Source organism: Burkholderia sp. AU19243 (genome assembly GCF_018148075.1).
Taxonomy (GTDB): Bacteria; Pseudomonadota; Gammaproteobacteria; order Burkholderiales; family Burkholderiaceae; genus Burkholderia; species Burkholderia latens_A.
In genome coordinates this window covers 69,558-90,198 of record NZ_JAGSTV010000013.1, presented here as the reverse complement: position 1 = coordinate 90,198, position 20,641 = coordinate 69,558, and the positions used below count along the sequence as shown (strand labels likewise).

General features: G+C 66.3%; 16 protein-coding genes and 2 pseudogenes. 7 read left to right on the top strand and 11 right to left on the bottom strand.

Annotated features, from left to right (window positions below; all coding sequences use genetic code 11):
- Nucleotides 1-116: 116 nt before the first annotated feature.
- The 3 genes from KDW55_RS22540 to KDW55_RS22530 form a co-directional block, all read right to left on the bottom strand.
- The gene (locus KDW55_RS22540; RefSeq protein ID WP_059548969.1) at nt 117-491 is read right to left on the bottom strand and encodes a BON domain-containing protein; all 375 of its coding nucleotides are present in this window, start codon (nt 489-491) and stop codon (nt 117-119) included.
- A gap of 49 nt (nt 492-540) precedes the next feature.
- On the bottom strand, nt 541-1,530 hold the full coding sequence (locus tag KDW55_RS22535; RefSeq protein ID WP_212161118.1) for a LysR family transcriptional regulator: 990 nt from the start codon (nt 1,528-1,530) through the stop codon (nt 541-543).
- Between the two features lie 133 nt (nt 1,531-1,663).
- On the bottom strand, nt 1,664-2,701 hold the full coding sequence (locus KDW55_RS22530; RefSeq protein WP_059548967.1) for an NAD(P)H-quinone oxidoreductase: 1,038 nt from the start codon (nt 2,699-2,701) through the stop codon (nt 1,664-1,666).
- Between the two features lie 194 nt (nt 2,702-2,895).
- On the opposite strand from KDW55_RS22530, the gene KDW55_RS22525 reads away from it, so the two are divergent.
- Nucleotides 2,896-3,759, top strand: coding sequence for a LysR family transcriptional regulator (locus tag KDW55_RS22525; RefSeq protein ID WP_040140895.1), 864 nt, complete (start codon nt 2,896-2,898; stop codon nt 3,757-3,759).
- Nucleotides 3,760-3,795: 36 nt separating this feature from the next.
- Here the strand turns inward: KDW55_RS22525 and KDW55_RS22520 are convergent, their stop codons facing one another.
- On the bottom strand, nt 3,796-6,561 hold the full coding sequence (locus KDW55_RS22520; RefSeq protein ID WP_212161119.1) for a LuxR C-terminal-related transcriptional regulator: 2,766 nt from the start codon (nt 6,559-6,561) through the stop codon (nt 3,796-3,798).
- Between the two features lie 346 nt (nt 6,562-6,907).
- Between KDW55_RS22520 and KDW55_RS22515 the strand changes: the two genes are divergently transcribed.
- Entirely contained in the window at nt 6,908-7,327 is a 420-nt protein-coding gene (locus tag KDW55_RS22515; protein WP_059548965.1) for a nuclear transport factor 2 family protein, read from the top strand.
- Nucleotides 7,328-7,436: 109 nt separating this feature from the next.
- Here KDW55_RS22515 and KDW55_RS22510 read toward each other — a convergent pair whose 3' ends face one another.
- Entirely contained in the window at nt 7,437-9,113 is a 1,677-nt protein-coding gene (locus KDW55_RS22510; RefSeq protein ID WP_212161120.1) for a fatty acid--CoA ligase, read from the bottom strand.
- Nucleotides 9,114-9,454: 341 nt separating this feature from the next.
- Here KDW55_RS22510 and hchA point away from each other — a divergent pair, with 341 nt between their 5' ends.
- From hchA to KDW55_RS22490, 3 genes and pseudogenes are all read left to right on the top strand, one after another.
- Nucleotides 9,455-10,336: a glyoxalase III HchA gene (hchA, locus tag KDW55_RS22505; RefSeq protein ID WP_040139019.1), complete on the top strand. Its 882-nt coding sequence runs from the start codon at nt 9,455-9,457 to the stop codon at nt 10,334-10,336.
- Between the two features lie 277 nt (nt 10,337-10,613).
- Nucleotides 10,614-11,134: pseudogene (locus tag KDW55_RS29505) on the top strand (MFS transporter); the annotation flags it as partial.
- Nucleotides 11,133-11,314: pseudogene (locus tag KDW55_RS22490) on the top strand (GNAT family N-acetyltransferase); the annotation flags it as partial. The pseudogenes KDW55_RS29505 and KDW55_RS22490, both read left to right, overlap by 2 nt.
- A gap of 55 nt (nt 11,315-11,369) precedes the next feature.
- Here KDW55_RS22490 and KDW55_RS22485 read toward each other — a convergent pair.
- The 6 genes from KDW55_RS22485 to KDW55_RS22460 form a co-directional block, all read right to left on the bottom strand.
- Nucleotides 11,370-13,304 (bottom strand): SMP-30/gluconolaconase/LRE-like region family protein, encoded by a 1,935-nt coding sequence (locus KDW55_RS22485; protein ID WP_212198041.1) that lies wholly within the window; start codon nt 13,302-13,304, stop codon nt 11,370-11,372.
- Nucleotides 13,305-13,743: 439 nt separating this feature from the next.
- A complete protein-coding gene (locus KDW55_RS22480; protein WP_209822119.1) occupies nt 13,744-15,048 on the bottom strand; it encodes a dicarboxylate/amino acid:cation symporter in 1,305 nt (434 codons plus the stop codon).
- Between the two features lie 258 nt (nt 15,049-15,306).
- Complete coding sequence (locus KDW55_RS22475) at nt 15,307-16,512, bottom strand: MFS transporter (protein WP_212161123.1); 1,206 nt, start codon at nt 16,510-16,512, stop codon at nt 15,307-15,309.
- Nucleotides 16,513-16,519: 7 nt separating this feature from the next.
- Entirely contained in the window at nt 16,520-16,705 is a 186-nt protein-coding gene (locus tag KDW55_RS22470; protein ID WP_174554691.1) for a DUF1289 domain-containing protein, read from the bottom strand.
- A gap of 2 nt (nt 16,706-16,707) precedes the next feature.
- The gene (gene dmeF, locus KDW55_RS22465; RefSeq protein ID WP_212161124.1) at nt 16,708-18,003 is read right to left on the bottom strand and encodes a CDF family Co(II)/Ni(II) efflux transporter DmeF; all 1,296 of its coding nucleotides are present in this window, start codon (nt 18,001-18,003) and stop codon (nt 16,708-16,710) included.
- 11 nt (nt 18,004-18,014) lie between these two features.
- A complete protein-coding gene (locus KDW55_RS22460; RefSeq protein ID WP_069242515.1) occupies nt 18,015-18,287 on the bottom strand; it encodes a metal/formaldehyde-sensitive transcriptional repressor in 273 nt (90 codons plus the stop codon).
- Nucleotides 18,288-18,474: 187 nt separating this feature from the next.
- Here KDW55_RS22460 and KDW55_RS22455 point away from each other — a divergent pair, with 187 nt between their 5' ends.
- A complete protein-coding gene (locus KDW55_RS22455; RefSeq protein ID WP_212161125.1) occupies nt 18,475-19,452 on the top strand; it encodes a chromate resistance protein ChrB domain-containing protein in 978 nt (325 codons plus the stop codon).
- Nucleotides 19,449-20,627, top strand: coding sequence for a chromate transporter (locus KDW55_RS22450; RefSeq protein WP_209825709.1), 1,179 nt, complete (start codon nt 19,449-19,451; stop codon nt 20,625-20,627). Before KDW55_RS22455 ends, KDW55_RS22450 begins: the two co-directional genes overlap by 4 nt.
- The last annotated feature ends 14 nt before the right edge of the window (nt 20,628-20,641 follow it).

Here is a 20,641-nt window from a genome sequence, read left to right as displayed (position 1 = left end):
TGAGAGACGAGCAGCTCGCGCCGTGTCGCCCGCGCTTCCCTGCCGAACCTTGCGTCGTGGCTTCTTTACACGACAGGGTCGGCAAGGATACGCAGCTTACCGCACGCCCCTGCCCGTCACTGACCGCCTTCCAGCCGCAGTTGGAGCCGGCTCTTCACCGAGGTCACGCCCGCCACTTGGCGGGCCGCCTCGACCGCAGCGCGGTCCTGCGCTTCATCGGTGATCAGCCCGGCCAGCGTCACGTCGCCCGTTCTCGCCCGCGCGAACACCGTGATCTCGGCGTTGCCGAGCCCAGGCGCCTTCATCACGGCCTGACGTACCTTCTTTGCGAACGCGCGATCGGCAGCCCGCTCGGCCTTCTTTGCTGCGCGCGGCGACGCGTTCGGCGTCGACGCGGACGCAACGGCGGCGGCGGTATCGGACTGTGCATGACCGAGCATCGGCGACAGCGCCACAAAACCTGCAACGACGATGGCAAAACGGTGCGTCATCTGATTTCTCCTCAACGGTAACAAACGGAAAATGGCAGATCGCCAGCGTTCAGGCGGCGGCGCCTGTCAACGCGTGCACGCGGCCGCGATCCCGGCCGCGCGGCACCGCGAGCGCAGTCAGCGCGCGTTCGTCGGCGTGCAGCGCGAGCGCGAGCGTCGCGCGCACGTGATCGACAAATGTGCGGACCTTCGCATCGACGAAGCGGCGCGATGCATACATCACGTACACGTCGAGCATCGTCAGCCGATAGTCGGGCAGCACGCGCACGAGCCGGCCGCTGCGCAGATCGTCGATGACCGAATAGATCGCGAGCGACCCGATGCCGAGTCCGGCATGCAGCGCAATCGACAGCGACTCCGGCGCATTCGCCTGGAACGGCGCATCCGGCACCGTATGTGCGATCGTATCGCCCGCCGTGCCGTGCAGCCGCCATTCGCCGTGTGCCTCGGCGGGCGTGTCGAGACGCAGGCAGGTATGGTTCGCGAGATCGGCCGGTGTCGCCGGAGCGCCGTGGCGCTCCAGATAGGCACGCGACGCGACCAGCACACTGTGCGACGTCCCGCACGAATGCGCGATATAGCCGGAGTCGGGCAGGCTCGACGCGGTAACGATCGACACGTCGTAGCCCTCCTCGACGAGATTCGGCATGCGTTGCGAATAAGTCATCTCGATCGCGACTTCTGGAAAATTCCTCTGATACGCGATGGCTGCCGCGGTCACATGGCTCTGCCCGAGGCCGGGCATCGTATGCACGCGCAGGCGCCCGTATGGACGCACCAGCGCGTTGCGCGCCTCGTCGTTGGCGCGATCGACGTCGCCGAGGATGGACAGCAGACGTTCGAAGTAGCGGCGCCCGCTGTCGGTCAGCGCGATCTTCCGGGTAGTCCGGTGTAACAGGCGGATCCGAGCGTACGCCTCCAGGCTCGCGATGGCCCTCGACACCTGCGCGGTGGCGACGTCGGTCTGCTTCGCCACGGCCGTGAAGCTGCCGGCCTGCACGACGCGCACGAACGTCCGCATGTTCTCGAGCATGTCCATTTCGACCCATCGTCCTTACGGCGCCCACGCGGCGCGCTGCCGCCGGAGCGGCGACGCATTCAGTGGTACCGATTGTCGGGCAATCCGTGCCGCATCTTCAGCCCCCCGAGCGGGGGGCTGAAGTGTGTGCACGTCACGTGGAATGCTTGACGTTTGCATCGACGGCGGCCTGCAGCGATGGCTCCGCCGCGGGCGTCACCAGAACGATCTTGCCGATATGACGACCGGAATCCATCAGTTCGTGCGCGGCACGCGCATCGCGCAGCTCGAACAGCCGGAACACCTGCGGCTTGACGACACCTTGCCGGATCAGCGGCCACACGGCGTGCTCCAGCTCGCGGATGATCTGCGCCTTCTCGTCGTAAGTGCGCGAGCGCAGCGTCGAGCCGATGTGCGTCAGCCGCTTCGTCAGCATCGGGAACAGGTCCAGTTCCTTCGCCGGGCCGTTGATCACGCCGATCTGCACGATGCGGCCGTTCAGCGCGGCCGCCGCGAAATTGCGCGCAACGTAGTCGCCGGCGATGATGTCGACGATCACGTCGACGCCGCGGCCGTCGGTAAAGCGCGCGACCGCATCGACGAAATCCTCGCTGCGGTAGTCGATCGCATGATCGGCGCCGAGACGCAAGCTCGCGTCGCGCTGCGCGTCCGCGCCCACGGTCGTGATGATCTTCGACGCGCCGAACGCCTTCGCCAACATCGTCGCCGTCGTGCCGATGCCGGACGCGCCGCCGTGAATCAGCACGCTTTCGCCGGCCTTGAACCCGCCGCGCTGAAACAGGTTCAGCCACACCGTCATGAACGTCTCCGGCATTGCCGCCGCCTCCGTCATGCCCAGCCCCTCCGGAATCGCAAGCGTATTGCTTTCGTTCGCGACGGCGTATTCCGCGTAGCCGCCCCCGGGAATCAGCGCGCACACGCGATCGCCGGCCGTGAAGCGCGTGACGTCGCGCCCGACCGCAACTACTTCGCCCGCGACCTCGAGGCCGGGAATGTCGGAGGCGCCGGGCGGCGGATCGTACAGCCCCTTGCGCTGGAACACGTCCGGGCCGTTGACGCCAGCCGCGTGAATGCGGATCAGCACTTCGCCGGCACCGGGCGACGGCACCGCACGGGTAGCCGGCACGAGCACTTCGGGGCCGCCGGGACGCACGATCTCGATCGCAGTCATGTCGGTGGGCAGCGGTTTCACGTCATCAATCACGATATGATCCTCAATGTTCGTCGATGCGCGCTCAGTTCACGGGCCTTCCCGGAATCGCGGCATCGCAAGGTGTGTGAACGGAGTCTAGGGGCGATGCTGCGCGCGCACACGCAGCGAATTGCCGGTCGGGGAATGCAAAAATGCATCAGTCGGGACATACGATGAACTGGGACGATGCGCGCGTCTTTCTCGCGATTCATCGCGAGCGCACCCTGCGCCGCGCTGCGCAGACGCTCGGCATCGATCAGGCAACCGTCGGGCGACGGCTCGCGACGCTCGAGCACATGCTCGGCGCGACGCTGTTCCTGCGCTCATCGAAAGGCTATCTGACGACGCCAGTGGGCGAACTCGCGTTACGCGCCGCCGAAGCGATGGAGCAGCATGCGCACGAGCTGGTGCGATTGACACACGGCGTCGACCGCAGGCTCGCAGGCGAAGTGAAGATCACGACCACCGACGCACTCGCGCTCGAATTCGTGATGCCGTCGATTGCACGACTGCACGCGAAGCATCCGGACGTATCGGTCGCGTTGAACACGTCGACGCAGATCCTCAACCTCGCAACGCGTGAAGCCGATATCGCGATACGCACGGTGCGGCCCGCAAATCCCGATCTCGTCGCCCGCCGGCTCGCACGCTGGGACATGGGTCTGTTCGCGTCGCACGACTACCTGCACCGGCATGGCGAACCCGAGCGCGGCAACGCGTTCGCGGGGCACGACCTCGTCGTCTACCAGCCGTACATCGACGCGAGCCGAACCCCGACGATCGCAGGCGAGCCGATCCGCGGCGGCCGGATCGTCGCGCGCACGACCTCCAACCTGATGATGCGTGCCGCACTGCGCTCGGGCCTCGGGATCGGCGAGATTCCGGTTCACATGGGCGCGCGCGACGGGCTCGCGCGCGTGTGGCCGGAGCGCGTTCGCGCGGCGCCGTACGAAGTGTGGCTCGTCACCCATCGCGACCTGCGCCACACCGCGCGGATTCGCGCGACGATCGACGAAATCTCGGCGTCGTTCGCCTAGCATCGCTGACGCCGGCCGCGCACGGACGGTGGCCGCTCATTCATCGTCGGGCCGCACGCGCGACGCATCGAGCGCTAGCCCGCTGCGTACAGCCTGGATGCGCGACGTGACGTTGAGCTTTTCGAAGATGTTCTTCAGATGCCACTTGATCGTCTCGGGCGCGACGCGCAGCGCTCGCGCGATTTCCTTGTTCGACAGCCCGCGCGCCACGTAGTCGAGGATCTCGGCCTCGCGCACGCTGAGGTTGCCGGCCGCGCCCGGGCGGCCCGCCGGTGTCGCGCTCGCGGCGCGCTGCGCGTCGAACGCGCGCAACAGTTCGCGCGGATACCATGCGCCGAGCGCAGGAAAGCGGTCGATCTGCTTCTGCACCCGCGCGAGCATCCGCTCTACCGCCGCGCCCTCGTCGACGAAGGTGCGCACGAGCCCGTTGCCCTGGCCGTATTCCAGTGCGCGGGCGAGCGTCGCGAGCGCCGCTTCCTCGTCGCCTGCCAGTTCGCATGCCACCGCGCGCAACACCGCCGCCTGCGCCGCTTGCCAGTCGAATCCGCGTGCGGCGAGCACGTCGTGCACGTCCGCCATGACCTGCGCGGCTTCGTTCGCGCGGGCGTCGGCGAGCAGCAGCCGCGCATGCGCGGATCGGGCCATCTGCCACGTCTCGACCTCGCTCGACGTCTCGTCCCGCGCCGTCGCGGGCACCAGCGACGCGAGCGCACGCCCCACGCGATGTGCCTGCGTCGGCTTTCCCGCGCTTAGATGCAGACGCACACCGGTCGCCATACAACCGACACGCAGCCGCAGCCATTGCCGACTGGATGCGATGTGATCGGCCTCGTCGAGTAGCTCATGTGCACGCGCGTCGTTCCCCGACTGGAACTGCAGCAACGCGGCGATCTGCACAAATCGCAGCAGCGGCCCGAGCGAGCACGCCTGCATCGCGATGTCGAAGCGGTCGGCCTGCGCGCTGCGCACTTTCGGCCAGTCGTTCCACTCGTAGTAGATTGCCGACAAGTAACCGGCCGACAGTGCCGTGGCCGCCGACAGGCGTCCCGCCGCCCGCTCCGCGGCACGCAGCGCGGCTTCGAACGTCTTCGACGCGTCATGCAGGCGACCCGCGACGAATTCCGCGAGACCGGACATGTTTTGGCGATACACGTTCGCGAACAACGGCTCGTGGCCGGACGCCGCGCGCTCGGCGCGTGCGCGGAGCGCCAGCGCGTCGTCGAGGCGTCCTGCGTAGGCGAGGCCGAAACTCAGTGTCGTCTGCCCGATTTGCTCGATCCACGAGCCCGCCGGCGGCTCGGCCGCAAGCACGCGTTCGCCGAGGTGCAGCGCGGCGGTGCTGTGGTCCGACAGCGCAGTAACGAGCGAGCGCACCGCCAGCAGCTCGGTTGCGGTGACGGCGTCGGTATCGAGCCGCCCCGCGCCGACGTCGCTCTCCAGCGCCTCGAGCGCGCGGCGCGCGTCGATCATCTGCATCGACAACGCGAGCGCCCACGCGTGCGCAATACGCAGCCGCAGGCGGCCGGCGAGCGCTGCAACAGGCAGGCGCGACACCCAGTCGAGCACGGTGCGCACGTCGCTCGATGCGATGAGCTTCATCGCACATGCTTCGACCCAACCGGCGGCCGTGTCGAAATCGCCGGCCGCGAGCGCGTGGCGGACAGCGTCCGGCCACTGCCGCTCGGCTGCGTGCCACGCACTTGCGCGGCGATGCAGGACGGCAACCGCTGCAGGCTCGCGCAGCGCAAGTTCGTCGCGCAGATACTGCAAAAACAGCGCGTGATAGCGATAGCGCCGGCGATCGCCGTCGATCGACCGGATGAAGAGGTTGCGTGCGCTCAGCCATTCGAGGCAGTCGAGCGCATCGTCTCGGCCGGTCAACGCGTCGCACAATGCCGGCGTGAGCCGATCGAGCACGGCCGTATACAGCAGAAAGTGCCGGATCGTGTCCGGCACCTGCGTCATTACGTTCTCGTTCAGATACGTTGCGATGCCCGCGCGCGCGTGGCTCACCTGTTCGGCGACGCGCGCCGCGTCGCTGTCGCCTTGCAGCGCGAGCGCCGCCAGTTGCAAGCCCGACACCCAGCCTTCGGTGGCCACGCGCAGGCGTTCGACGTTTTCCGCGTTGAGCGGCTTGCCGGCGATCCGCTCGAAGAAGGCGCGCGTCTCCGTATCGTCGAAGCGCAGATCGTTTTCGTCGATACGCACGAGCTGGTCGCGCGATTCGAAGTAGCTGAGCGGCAGCGCCGGAAGCGATCTGCACGCCAGCACGACGTGCAGGTTCGACGGCGCATAACGCAGCAGTTCGAACATCGCGTCGTGGACGACCGGCGATGACAGCCGATCGAAGTCGTCGAGCATTACGAACAGCTCGATGCCCGAATGCTCGAGCTCGTTGAGCAGTTCGTCGAACACGGTCTTCAGCGGAATCAGCGCGCGGTCCCGCAGCAACCCCTGCGCGCGCACGCCGACGCCGCCGGTCGCATCGACGATCGCCGCCACCACATACGACGAGAAGATGGACGCATTGTCGTCGTCCCGGTCAAGGCTCACCCACGCGACCTTCGTGTCCGATGCGACGAGCGCGCCGCGCCATTCCGCGAGCAGCGTCGTCTTGCCGTAGCCGGCCGGCGCGCAGACGAGCGTCAGCCGGCGGTCGAGCGCGCGCTGGAGCCGTCCCAACCGCGCGATGCGCGACACGATGCCTCGGGCGGACGCTGGCGCGAGCTTGGTGCGCACCAGTACTTCAATGGTGTCGGCGTCCGCGCGGGCGGCCGGTTGACTGCGGTTCCTCGGCGTCATGCTGTTCCCGTTCTCCTCGCGCTGTGCGCATGTGCGTCGACCCGGAAAGCGGCGCCCGCGGCGCGGCCGGATGCCCGGCCGAGGTGCGCTGCACGCCGAAACAGCATAGCGATTCGGCCCCGCCCGTCATAAGTAGGTGATGCCCGGACCGGGGCGCGCTGCTCGCGCCGCGTCACGAGCCACGGTGAAGGACCCGCATTGTTCTCGAACGAATGCCGGTTGTTCAGCCCCCCATTCGGGGGGCTACCTTGCGCGGAGAAGTCGCTTCATCCTCGACGCACCACACACGGTGGTGGCCGGCGCTGGCCACCGTCGCCGTTGCAGTACTTTCCGTTCGGGAGTTGCCATGAACCGTCGCAACGTCGTCACCGCGTTTTTCGATCGATATCGCCAGCATGACGTCGACGGCATGCTCGCGCTGTTCGCGCCGGATGCCACGCTCGACTACGTGCCGATCGCCGTGACCGGCCCGGCAGTATTGGAAGGCAAAGCCATCTGGGCAGCGCTGCTCGATGCGTTTCCGGACCTGAGCAACGAGGTCGATGCGATCCATGCGGACGAAGCCGGCCGTCATGCCACCGCGGAAGTGACAATTGGCGGCACCCAGGCGCGAGAATTCGCCGGGATCCAGAACCGCCGGCGGGCGTTCTCGCTCCGACATGCGTTCGTGTTCGAGTTCGATGCCGACGGCCGCGTCACGCGGCTTGCCGCTTACTGGGACAACGTGCGGCTGTTCGAGGATCTCGGCAAGACGTCGCTTGGGTAAGGACCTCCGGATGACGCACTTCAGCGTGGCGCACACCGGAAAGCCCGACGCGCCGCCAGCTGCGCCATGCGGGTGCGCGCGGCCGGCGCGCGCGCTCCGCGCCGGCCGCTCACTCCGGCTGGTAGCGCTCGCGCAGTGCGCGCTTGTTGATCTTGCCCACGCTCGTCTTTTCGATCGAGTCGACGATCATCAGGCGCTCCGGCACCGCGTAGCGCGAAATCAATCCGCGATCGGCCACCTGCTTCACATGCGCCTGCAACTCCGCCGGTTCGACGCGGCCTACATGCTCGTCAACGAGCACGACGAGCGCGAGCGGCCGCTCACCCCAGCGCGCATCCTTCACGCCGATCACCGCCGCTTCCCGCACGGCGGGATGGCGCGACAGGATGTCCTCGAGTTCGAGCGACGATACCCATTCTCCGCCCGTCTTGATCACGTCCTTGATCCGGTCGGTGATCTGCAGCCGGCCTTCGGAATCGATGACGCCGATATCGTTCGTATGCAGGTAGCCGCCCGCCCACAGCGCTGCAGACGCCTGTGCATCGCCGAGATAGCCCTGGGTCGCCCAAGGCATCCGCACGACGACCTCGCCCGCCGATCGCCCGTCGTGCGGCACGTCGCGAAACTGCGCGTCGACGATACGCAGGTCGACGAGCGGCAATGGCAACCCTGCTTTCGTCCGGCGCGCGATATCGTCCGCGGGCCCGTCGGCGGCTGCACGCGGCGGATCGATCTGTGCGATCGTCATCAGCGGGCACGTTTCCGACATTCCGTATCCGGTGTAGACCTCAATACCGCGCGCGAGCGCCGCCCGTGCCAGTCCTTCCGGCAACGGCGAGCCACCGACGATCACCTTCCACGACGACAGGTCCGTCGCCGCCGCCGCCGGGCTGTCGAGAATCATCGCGAGCAGCGTCGGCACGCAGTGCGAATACGTCACTGCTTCGCGCGCGATCAAGGCGAGCAGGCCCTCCGGCGAATAGCGCCCCGGGTAAACCTGCTTGAGGCCGAGCGCGGTCGCGATATACGGCATCCCCCATGCATGCACGTGAAACATCGGCGTGATCGGCATGTAAACGTCGTCCCGGTGCACGCGCCCGCGATCGCGAGCGCTCGACAACGCGGCCATGCCGGCCAGCGTATGCAGCACGAGCTGCCGATGCGTGAATGCGACTGCCTTCGGCAGCCCGGTGGTGCCCGTCGTATAGAACGTCGTCGCACGCGTCTGCTCGTCGAAGTCGGGGAACGAGAAATCGGGCGAACCGCCCGCGACGAGTCGCTCGTATTCATCGGCGAAGCCATCGCGCAGGTCGATGTCGTCGCCGTCCGCGATCAGCACGAAGTGCGTCACGGCGGTCAACCGGTCGCGCATGCCCGCCAGCAACGGCAGAAAATCGCGGTGCACCAGCACGACACGCGCGTTCGAATGATTGAGCGTGTACAACAACTGATCCGGGGACAGCCGGACATTGGCCGTCATCAGTACCGCGCCCATCATCGGAATCGCGTGGTAGCACTCGAGGTAGCGGTGGCTGTCCCAATCCATCATGGCCACGACGTCGCCAGTGCCGACCCCGAGCGCCGCGAGCCCGCTCGCGAGCTGACCGATGCGATGCCGGAACGTCCAGTAGTCGTGCCGGACCCGATCGCCGAACACGATCTCCTGCTCGGGCCGCGTCGCGAGCGGCGCATGCAGCAGTTGCTTGATCAGCAGCGGATATGCCTGCGCAGCCGGGACCACCGCATCGTCCGGCGTCTGGTCTGACGAATTCATGAATGCCTCCATAAGCGACCTGGCCGGTCGTCACGATTGCGGCCACGATACCGGACGGGTCGGGTTTCGCGCCCCCCCTGTTCAGGGGGAGGGGCGTCCGTGAAATGGCTCCGCGTTTGGCCTTTCGTACGAACATCGCGGCGGCCGCGGCGAACGCCCCACCTGTTCGGGGGGGCGTTCGCCGCACCACGGCGTTGTACGATTCATCGCAGCGTGTAACCGCGTCGCGGGTTCCCCGTTCGCACGTCGGCGCATCAGCGGAAGGCCGACGCGGCCGGCTCGGCCATGCGCATCGAGACCGCACGCCGCCTACCTGGGCCGCGCCCTGCACCCATCCCCGAAAAGGAGCAACCATGACTTCCGAGACGACGCAGATGGACCGAACGCCCACTCCCGACCCCGCCGAGAACAATGCGTTCTTTCCGTCGCCGTATTCGCTGTCGCAATACACGTCTTCGAAGACGGATTTCGACGGCGCGAATTACCCGAACCCGTACACCGGCGGCAAGTGGAAGGTTCTGATGATTGCGACCGACGAGCGCTACGTGCTGATGACGAACGGCAAGATGTTTTCGACCGGCAATCATCCGGTCGAGATGCTGCTGCCGATGCATCACATGGACCAGGCCGGTTTCGAAGTCGATGTCGCGACGCTCTCGGGCAATCCGGCGAAGCTGGAACTGTGGGCGATGCCGAACGACGACGAAGCCGTCCAAAGCACGTACCGGAAGTACCTGCAGAAGCTCAAGACACCGCTGAAGCTGTCCGACGTGCTCGAGAAGAACCTCGGCAAGGATTCGCCGTATATCGCGGTGTTCATTCCCGGCGGCCACGGCGTGCTCGCCGGCATTCCGTACAGCAAGGACGTCAAGCGCACGCTCAATTGGGCGCTCGACAACGACCGGTACATCGTCACGCTGTGCCACGGTCCCGCGTGCCTGTTGTCCGCCGCAATCGACGAGGCGCCGGATCACTACCCGTTCAAGGACTACGAGATGTGCGTGTTTCCCGATGCGCTCGACACCGGTCCGAATCTCGACATCGGCTACATGCCGGGCCCGCTGCCGTGGCTCGTCGCAGACCGTCTGCAGAAGCTCGGCGCCAACGTGCTGAACAAGGACATGACCGGGCGCTGCCATCAGGACCGCAAACTGATCACGGGCGACAGTCCGCTCGCGTCCAACGGTGTCGGCAAGCTCGCCGCCGCCGCGTTGCTGAAGGAGGTGGGGAACTGACGTCGTGCGCCGCGCGCCGGGGCGGTGTTCCGCCCGGGCGCGCGGCTTGCCGCTCGTCGGCGCGCGACGCGAGGATGGCACTCCTGCCATCCGCGATCGGCTGCCGTAAAGCCGCACCGCGCACGCTTTGGGCCGCCGAACCCATTAAACCGAACACCTCCGGTTATCAATTGATCGAAAAGATTCAATAGACGATGTGTCGTCCGGCGCGCGATGCTGGGCCGGCCCGTGAACGCGGCGTCATTGCAACGCCGCGCACGAACCTGGAGCGAGACACATGCCTACCGATCACCGTCAACGACGCCACACGCTTTGGCTACTGTGCGCGCTGTCGTTCATCCTCTACGTCGACCGCGTCAACCTCGCAACCGCAGCCGGCGCGATCAAGGCAGAACTTGGGCTGTCCAACACCGAGCTCGGCATCGCGTTCTCCGCGTTCGCGTATTCATATGCGATCTGCCAGATCTTCGGCGGATGGATCGCCGACCGCTCCGGCTCGCGCATCACACTGATCGGCTGCGGGCTGATCTGGGTCGCATCGACGTTCATGACAGGGCTCGTGCACAGCCTCGCGCTGCTGTTCGCCGCGCGCTGGCGGCAGGGGCGCGGCAGCGGCGCGACGTTCATCGCATGGTTGCGCGCAAGCTGGGCCGTGCTGTCGGTGCTGACCGGCCTCGTCACCCATACGTGGCAACTCCTGACGCTCCGGTTCATGTCGGCGTCGCCGAAGGCGGAATGCTGCCCGTCGTGCTGACGATGGTCAGCCAGTGGTTTCCCGATCGCGAGCGCGGCCGTGCGACAGGGCCATGACATCGGCGAAGCCGTGCTGCGCCACCTGATGACCGACGCCGCACGCGCGCACGTACCCGTATCGCTCGCCGTACTGCGCGGCAATCCGCACGGCGGCTTTACGCGCGCGTCGGCTTCACCGTCGTATCGGAAACGGAAGCGAGCGCAAGCATGATCTGGCGTCCGTGAAGCCGTTCTGTGTTTCGACGCCGCGCCGTCGCATGCGCCGACGCGCTCCGCCCCGTCACGGCGTCCACCGATAAACGGTGATGCTGTTCCCCTTCACATTGTTCTTCGTCACCACGTATTCGCCGTTCGCACGCCGATACGCCCGCACGCTGTACATCGCGTCGATCGCGCTGCTCGTATCGACGGTCGCGGGACTCGTGTTGACGAGCGTCGTATCGAGATTGCCTGTATCCAGATTGAACGCATCGATGTTCGGCCACAGCGGCCCGCTGCTGCTGAACCAGTAGCCGACGAACAGATGATTGCCGGCCGCGTCGATCGCTTTCGCGCCGCCGTGCGGCAGCGTGATCACCGGATTCGGCTTCGTCGTGTTGCCCGCGAGCCAGCCGTGATACACCTCGATGCGCGTGCCGATCGACGTCCAGTCCGTACTCCCGACGACGCCCTGCGCGAGCACCATCGTGTCGCTGTCCGCGAGATAGACGATCCGCGTCAGCGGCTGGATGCTCGCCGGAATCGGCGTCGGCACGCCGGGCCCCCACGACGGCTTGCCGCTCGCATCGAAGCCGGTCAGCGGATAGTGGTAAATGGCGCCGGTCTTGTCGAGGCCGGCCCATACACCTCCCTTGCTGTCGACGCTGAAACCGGCCGACACGCGCCGCGTCGTATTGAACGCGGCGCCGGGGATCGATCCATCCGGAATCGCGACGTAGCCGTTGGCCGCGTTGAAGTGGAAGAAGTAGTAGACGGGCGGATTCTGGCCGGCCGCAACAAGAATCCGGTTCGCGCCGACCGCCGTCAGCAGCCCGAAGTGCTCGTCGCGCTGCGTGTCCCTCATGTTGATGCGCGGGTCCGACGGATACGTGAACGGATCGACGGTGTTCGCGACGAATGTGCCTCCCGCGGCGCCGCCATATATGTGCGTGCCGCTGTAGAACAGCGCGCCGTCGGTGACCGGATCCGGCGCGGCGATCCCTTCGAAGTTGAGCGACTGCAGCGTCCAGCGCAGGTTTCCGGTGCTGCTGTATGCGTGAATGTCGGTTGCGCCGTTGCGGCCGAGATCCCAGCTTCCGCCCCACGGGTTGTTGAGCACGTACAGGTTGCCGCCGGTGTCCTTGCCGATGCCGGCAATCCGCGTGAAGCGCTGCGCGCCGACCTGCCCCTTGGCGCCCGTCGTCGTGTCGAGATAGCCGCCGCGCACGCCGAACGTGCCGGCAAGTGCCGGCCGGCCCGACACCGTATAGCGCTTGATGTTCATGTCGGGGCCTTCGTCGCCGATCAACAACTGCGCGGCCGCCGCATCGTAGAAGAGCGCCGACGGCCGCGCCCCGGCGGCCAGCCGGATCGTGTTCAGCAGCGCACCGGAAGGGCTGAACTCGACGATCGAACCCGTGCTCTTCTGTGCGACCCACACGTTGCCCGCGCCGTCGACGGCCAACGCGCCCGGCGACGACACGCCGATGTCGCGCTGCCACACGCCATCGGTCGTGAACACCCGCACGCGATTGCCGTAGAAATCGCTTGCATAAAGCAACGAGCCAGCCGTCGCGAGCCCGGTGACGACATCGATGCGCGGCTGGTTGGTCGCCGCGGTGATCTGAATGAGCTTGTCGCGGTAATGGGTCGCGCGGTTGTAGCGCCCGACCGCACCGCTGCCGTAACCGCTGCCGGGCTGCAGCGCGACGAACAGCGACGTCGCATTGCCGGTGATCGCGCTGCCCTGGAATTCGGAGTGCGTGCCGATCGAGCCGGCGCTCTTGCCGTTCTGGTAGATCGCAACGCCGCCTTCAAACTCGTCCCACATCGACGCGGTGTAGATCACGCCTTCGGGCGCGACCCACATCGAGCGCGCGACGTTGCCGACGTGCGCGGCGAGCGTGCCGTAGGTGTTCGCGATCCAGTCGGTCGTGTTGCCGGCGTTTCCGGCCGGCGCGATCACCGCAATCGCCGCGGCCAGCAGCACCGCCTGAAGCGCTTTTCTGACGACCATGGCTGAGACTCTCCTGAATGGTGAAGTCATTCACACGAGACGCGTCCGCACGATCCGGCAATCGGCGATACGCAAATACTTCCGGTCGATCATGCGGTGCGGTCGGTATTACATCGACATCGCGCGTTAGTCCGGTAACCGCACGGCCGACAATAACTTCATATAAATCGAAAAAAATTGCGGAGTGCTCGCGTAGCAGCGAGTGCCGCGACACGACAGTGAATGTTCACTCACGCATATCGGCCGATATCGGGAAGACCGGGCTTTAGCGCGGGGATTGATGCCACCGGCTCAAATGCGGTGCGACTGGAAGGGCGGAGGAGATGTCGGCGAAGCGGAAAATCGCCGGAAAAGGGTAACGAAATACCCACGTGAAAATATCGCGCCGGCCTGAATCGCTGTCGAATTCAGGCCGGCAAACATCATTTACACGCGAAAATCACGCGGACGTCGCCGTGTCGCGCACCTCCACCTGCTTGATCCCGCCGCCGCCCGCGTCCGCGTCGTCGCGCGAATCGCCGAGCTGGCCTTCCCACTTCGCAACCACGGCCGCCGCGATCGAGTTGCCAACCGCGTTGGTCGCAGAGCGGCCCATGTCGAGGAACATGTCGACGCCCATGATCAGCAGCAGCCCGGCTTCCGGCAGATGGAACTGGTTGAGCGTCGCCGCGATCACGACGAGCGACGCGCGCGGCACGCCGGCCATCCCTTTCGACGTGACCATCAGCATCAGCAGCATCGTGATTTGCGTGCCGAGCGGCAGGTCGATCCCGTACACCTGGGAAATGAACAGCACCGCGAACGTGCAGTACATCATCGAGCCGTCGAGGTTGAACGAATAGCCGATCGGCAGCACGAAGCTCGAGATCTTGCGATTCACGCCGAACCGGTCGAGCGCGTCGAGCAGCTTCGGATACGCGGCCTCGGAGCTCGCCGTCGCGAACGACAGCAGGAACGGCTCGCGAATCAACCGGATCAGCGTGAACGCGCGCTTGCCGAGGAACGTCACGCCGGCGAGCGTCAGCACGCCCCACAGCAGCGCGAGTGCGAGATAGAAGCTCGCCATGAACTTCGCGAACGTGAGCAGGATGCCGAGCCCTTCCGTCGTGACCGTGGACGCCAGCGCGGCGAACACCGCGACCGGCGCGAAGCCCATCACCGCGCCGGTCACTTTCAGCATGACCTGCGCGAGATCGTCGATCACGGCAGTCAGCCGCTTGCCGGCTTCGCCGAGCGCCGACAGCGCGGTACCGAAGAAGATCGAGAACACGACGATCTGCAGGATCTCGTTGTTCGCCATCGCCTCGGCGATCGACTTCGGCACCAGATGGACGACGAAGTCCTTCAGCGTGAATGCGCTCGTCTTCAGGTTGAGCGTGGCATCGGCGGCCGGCAGCGGCAGGCTCAGGTGGCTGCCCGGCTGCAGGACCGTCGCGGTCACGAGCCCGAGCACCAGCGACGTGGCCGATGCGATGAAAAACCAGCCGAACGCCTTCACGCCCACGCGGCCGACCGACCCGCTGTCGCCCATCTGCGCGATGCCGACCGTCAGCGTCGCGAACACCAGCGGCGCGATGATCATCTTGATCAGGCGCAGGAACACGTCGGACAGCAGCGACACGTAGCCGGCGACTTCCTTGGCCATTTTCGGGTCGGGAAACGCGCTATGACAGGCGTAGCCCACGGCGATACCCAGCACCATCGCGATGACGATGTACCGGGTGATGTTGTGCTTCTTCTTCATTAGCAATCCAGATTACAGAACGTGTGTTTCCAACGGCAGGTCAATCGCCGGTATTGAATTGGGCGGAATGCCGCGCGCGGCGCGGGCCGCGTCAAGTACCGGAGCTCGTCGGTGGGCAGCGCCAACGCGAACAGGGTCGGCATTCTATCGCAAACGCCGCACAATCTTTCAGACATGAAAGCGACAAGTGGGGAGTGGCCCCGGAAAGAGGTCAAGCGCGACGGCAGGAGGCTGCCCGCGACACCGGGCGGCGACGCGTCACGCCGCAGGCGAGCCCGTTCGCGGCATGAACCGGCACAGGCACAGCGGCACCACGACCAGCGCGGCACCGGCGATGAACGTGGCCGATGCACCGTAGCGCACCCATAGCGTGCCGGCGATGCTGCTCGCAAGCAGCATGCAGATGCCGCCGATCAGATTGAACACGCCGAATGCGGCGCCGCGCAAGGCGGCGGGCGACGTTTCCGACACCATCGCGGCGAGAATGCCTTGCGTAAAGCCCATGTGCAGGCCCCACACTGCCACGCCCGCGAACATCGACAGCGTAGACGCGCCGATACCGAGCAGCAGGTCGGCCACGATCAGCAGCAGCATGCCGACGGCGAGCAGCACGCGGCGATCGAGCCGGTCCGACAGGATGCCGACCGGCCATGCGGACAACGAATACGCGACGCTCATCGCAACCATCACGGCCGGGATCCATGCGGCATCGAGCCCAGTCTGCTGCGCGCGCAGCACCAGGAACGCCTCGCTGAAGCGCGCAAGCGTAAAGGTCGCGCCGGCCGCGACGACGAACCAGTAGTTGCGCGGAAACCCGGTCAACGCGCGCCAGCGCAGCGGCGAGCGGAATCCGCGCGCCGGCGTGTCGCGGTCGGGTTCGCGCACGCCGAAGACAATCAGCGCGATCGCGATGAACGCGGGCACCGCGGCGAACCACAGCACCGTCCGGATGCGGTCGCCGAACCACAGCATCAGCCCGATCGCGAGCAGCGGGCCGAGAAACGCGCCGACGGTATCCATCGACTGGCGCAGCCCGAAGCACGCGCCGCGGATTTCAGGCGGGGCGACGTCGGCCACCAGCGCGTCGCGCGGCGCGCCGCGAATTCCCTTGCCGACACGATCGAGCAGGCGAGCCGTCACGACGACGCCCGGCGTGGAGGCCAGCGGAAACAACGGCTTCGTCAACGCCGCGAGCCCGTAGCCGAGCAGCAGCAGCCCCTTGCGGCGCCCGAGCCAGTCGCTGATCGCGCCGGAGAATACCTTGACGATCATCGCAGTAGCTTCGGCCGCGCCCTCAAGCACGCCGAGGGCGGCGACGCTCATGCCCATCGTCGTCACCAGATAGATCGGCAACAGCGCATGGGCCAGCTCGGACGACAGGTCCATGAACAGGCTCACCAGCCCCAGCGCCCATACGGTTCGTGGAATCGGCGGCTTTCCGGCACTCCGCGACGGTGTGCTCATGATGGAGTCAGTCCGTCGTGTCCCGCGCGAGCTTTGCATGCCGCCGCGCGCGGTCGTTCACGATCTGATGGCGCTTGTGATCCGTCATCTTCTTCCAGCCGCGCGCTTCTTCGCGCGTTCGCAGGCACGCGACGCAGTAACCGGTGCGGCCGTCGAACGAACAGACGTCGACGCAAGGAGACTTGACCGCCATGCTCATCGCTCCCGCGCCGTTCGCACGACTTCGACAGTGACGTGCGACAGGTTCCGGAATCGCTGCAGCACGCCGTGATAAAAGCGCGCGTCCCGCGCCGGATCGTCCGTCGTCACGGACACCACCGCACTCATGTGTCCCGGTCCGAGCCGCCACACGTGCAGGTCGCCGACGCGGTCGCCGTGGCCTTCAATTGCGCCGCGCACGTTGTCGGCGAGACGCCGGTCCGGGTTCATGTCGAGCAGGATGGCGCCCGTGTCGCGCATCAGCCCGTACGACCAGTTTGCAATCACGAGCGCGCCGATGATGCCGGCGAGCGGATCCATCCACACCCAGCCGAACGCGCGCGCGAGCAGCAGCCCGACGATCGTCAGCACGGACACGGCCGCATCGGCGATCACGTGGACGTAGGCCGAGCGGATGTTGTGATCGCGTGCTGCCGCCGCGGTCGCGCCGTGGTCATGGTCGTGTTCGTCGAACGCCAGCTCATGCTCGCGGCCGTTCACGCGGACGATCGCATTGAATGCGTGCGGCTCGGGAATCGCTTCCATCGATTCCAGGTAGCCGCCGCGATCGCGCATCGCGAACGTCCGGCGCGTGCCGTCGGCACGGATCGTCGTCACCGACACAGCGCTCGCATCGACAGGCTTCGTGTCGTGCGTCGCGGGCGCGATGCGAAATACGGGCGGCACGCCATCCTCGAACACCGATACGACGAACGCACCGTGCCGATCGAAGATCCGATGCGTCTCGGCTTCATCGTCGTGGTCGTGATGATTTTCATGCGCGTGCCCGTGGTGATGATCATGGCCGTGGCTATGGCTATGGCCGTGATGGTCGCCGCTCAGCAGCCACACGCTGGCGATGTTGACGAGCAGCCCGGCAATCGCGAGCGGAATCGCCTCGCCGAAGTGGATCGGCACCGGCGCGAGCAGGCGCGCGACGGCCTCGTAGCCGATCAGCAGCGCGATCATCGCGAGCACGATTGCGCTCGTGAAGCCTGCCAGATCGCCGAGTTTGCCGGTGCCGAACACGAAGCGCGGGTCGTTCGCATGCTTGCGCGCATAGGTATAGGCGAGCGCGGCGATCAGCATCGCGCCGGCATGGGTCGACATGTGCAAACCGTCGGCGATCAGCGCCAGCGAGCCGAAAATCGACCCGCCGACGATCTCGGCCACCATCATCGCCGCACACAGCGCAATCACCATCCAGGTCCTGCGTTCGTTCTGCTCGTGCGCGGCGCCGAGAAAGATGTGATCGTGCCCCGCGCCGAAGGCGTCGTCGCTGAAATTGCTCATTCCGCCCTCGGTTACTTGAAATAGCTGTGAACGACTTCGATCAGCTGCTCGGTCGCGCTGCCTTCGTCTTCGTGATGTTCGGCATCGACCAGATGGCTGCGGATGTGATCCTCCAGCACGACCGCGAGCAGGCCGTTCATCGCGCCGCGGCCACTCGTGATCAGACGGAGGATTTCGTTGCAACCGCGCTCGTCCTCGAGCGCGCGTTCGATCGCTTCGACCTGTCCCTTGATGCGGCGGACACGATTCAGCAGCTTCTGCTTTTCCTTGATGGTGTGGCTCATGGGGATCCCTTCATATACCGGGGGGGACTATATCGCAATTTGCGCTTCCGTATAGGGGGGAGGGGTATATCCGCGTACATCGGACGAATGCGAGTCGCGTGCAGTCCGCGGGGGCGGCTGGGTCCACGTCGCACGCACGATCAACGCAATCTTGTAGAAGTCATCACTCATGAGTAGCATTTGCTACATGAATACACTGACGACCTGGTCGCTCCTCGTGCTGACCCTTCCGACCGAAAACGCCACGGCGCGGATGCGGTTCTGGCGTGCGCTGAAGTCGAAGGGCTGCGCGGTGCTGCGCGATGGCGTGTATCTGCTGCCGTGCACCGAAACGCACGACGACACGCTTCGCGAGCTGGCCGCCGCGATTGCCGAGAGCGGCGGCGCCGCGCATCTGTTGCATGCACCGAGCCTGGACGCGTCGCAGGAGCGGGAATTCCGCACACTGTTCGATCGCGGCGACGACTACGCCGCCTTCACGCAGGCGCTTGCAGACGCCCGCAAGACGCTCGCGGGACAGTCCGCGCCCGAGCTTGCCCGGCTGCTGCGCCGCGTACGCAAGAATTTCGACACGCTCCGCGCAATCGACTACTTCCCCAACGATGCGTCCACCCGCGCGGAAGTCGCTCTGCAGGATTTCGCCGCGCTCGTCGACACCGTGCTGTCGCCGGGCGAACCGCACGCCGCCGAGCGCGCGATCCGTCCGCTGGCGATCGCGGACTACCAGGGGCGCACGTGGGCGACGCGCCAGCGCATGTGGGTCGATCGCGTGGCCAGCGCGTGGCTGATTCGCCGCTTTATCGACGCGCAAGCACGGTTCGTCTGGCTCGCATCGCCGGCGGACTGTCCGGCCGACGCGCTTGGCTTCGATTTCGACGGCGCGGCGTTCACCCATGTCGGCGAGCGCGTGACGTTCGAGGTTCTGCTCGCGAGCTTCGGGCTTGCCCGGGATCCAGCCCTGCTCAGAATCGGACAACTCGTGCATTCGCTCGACGTAGGCGGCCCGGCCGTGCCCGAAGCGGACGGCTTCGAGGCCGTGATGGCCGGCACGCGTCAACGCACGGACAACGACGATCAACTGCTCGACCAGATGAGCGCGGTGCTCGATGCGCTTCACGCGCATTTCGCAGCGAGCGCAAAAAGCGAAACCGGAGGACGGTCATGACCACGACGGTAACGGCACAGGCGCCCGGTTACTCGCTGGGCCAACTGGTCAGATACATGTTGCGGCTCGGTGCGCTCGGCTTTGGCGGCCCCGTCGCGCTGGCCGGCTACATGCGGCGGGATCTCGTCGAGCAGCGCCGATGGATTACCGAAGCGGACTACAAGGAAGGCCTCACGCTCGCGCAGCTCGCACCGGGGCCGATGGCCGCCCAACTCGCGATCTACCTCGGGTTCGTCCACTATCGGGTGCTCGGTGCGACGCTGGTCGGTTTCGCGTTCGTGCTGCCGTCGTTCCTGATGGTGCTCGCGCTCGGATTTGCATACTCGCACTTCGGCGGTCTGTCGTGGATGCAGGCCGTCTTCTACGGTGTCGGCGCGGCGGTGGTCGGAATCATCGCGATGAGCGCGTACAAGCTCACTACCAAAACCGTCGGCCGCGACAAACTGCTGTGGACGATTTTCCTGACGCTTGCCGCCGTGACCTTCATCACGGAATCGGAAATCGCGTGGCTGTTCATCGTCGCCGGGCTCGTCGGCTGGCTGTGGCGCGCGCCGCCCAAATGGCTGAACAAGGGCGGTTTGAATGCGGTCGCCGCCGCGAACCTGCCCGCAGCCAGCGGCCTGCTGGCCGGCATCGACGTGCCGCAGCTCGTGCAGATCGGCGCGTTCTTCATGAAGGCCGGCGCGTTCGTGTTCGGGTCGGGGCTCGCGATCGTGCCGTTCCTGTACGGCGGCGTCGTCACCGAGCATCACTGGCTCAACGACAAGCAGTTCGTCGATGCGGTCGCCGTTGCAATGATCACGCCGGGGCCGGTCGTGATTACCGTCGGCTTCATCGGCTATCTGGTCGCGGGCCTGCCCGGCGCGATCGTCGCGGCGCTCGGCACGTTCCTGCCGTGCTACCTGTTTACCGTGATCCCCGCACCGTACGTGAAGAAGTACGGGCACTTGCCCGGCGTCAAGGCGTTCGTCGACGGCATCACGGCGGCGGCCGTCGGCGCAATCACGGGCTCCGTGCTGGTCATCGCGAAACGCTCGATCGTCGACGTGCCTACTGCCGTCGTGGCCATCGCAACCGTGTTGCTGTTGTGGCGCTTCAAGAAGCTGCAGGAGCCGGTCATCGTCACGGCGGCCGCGCTGTTCGGGCTCGTCGCATATCCGTTGCTGCATCACTGATCTGCATCGGCGGC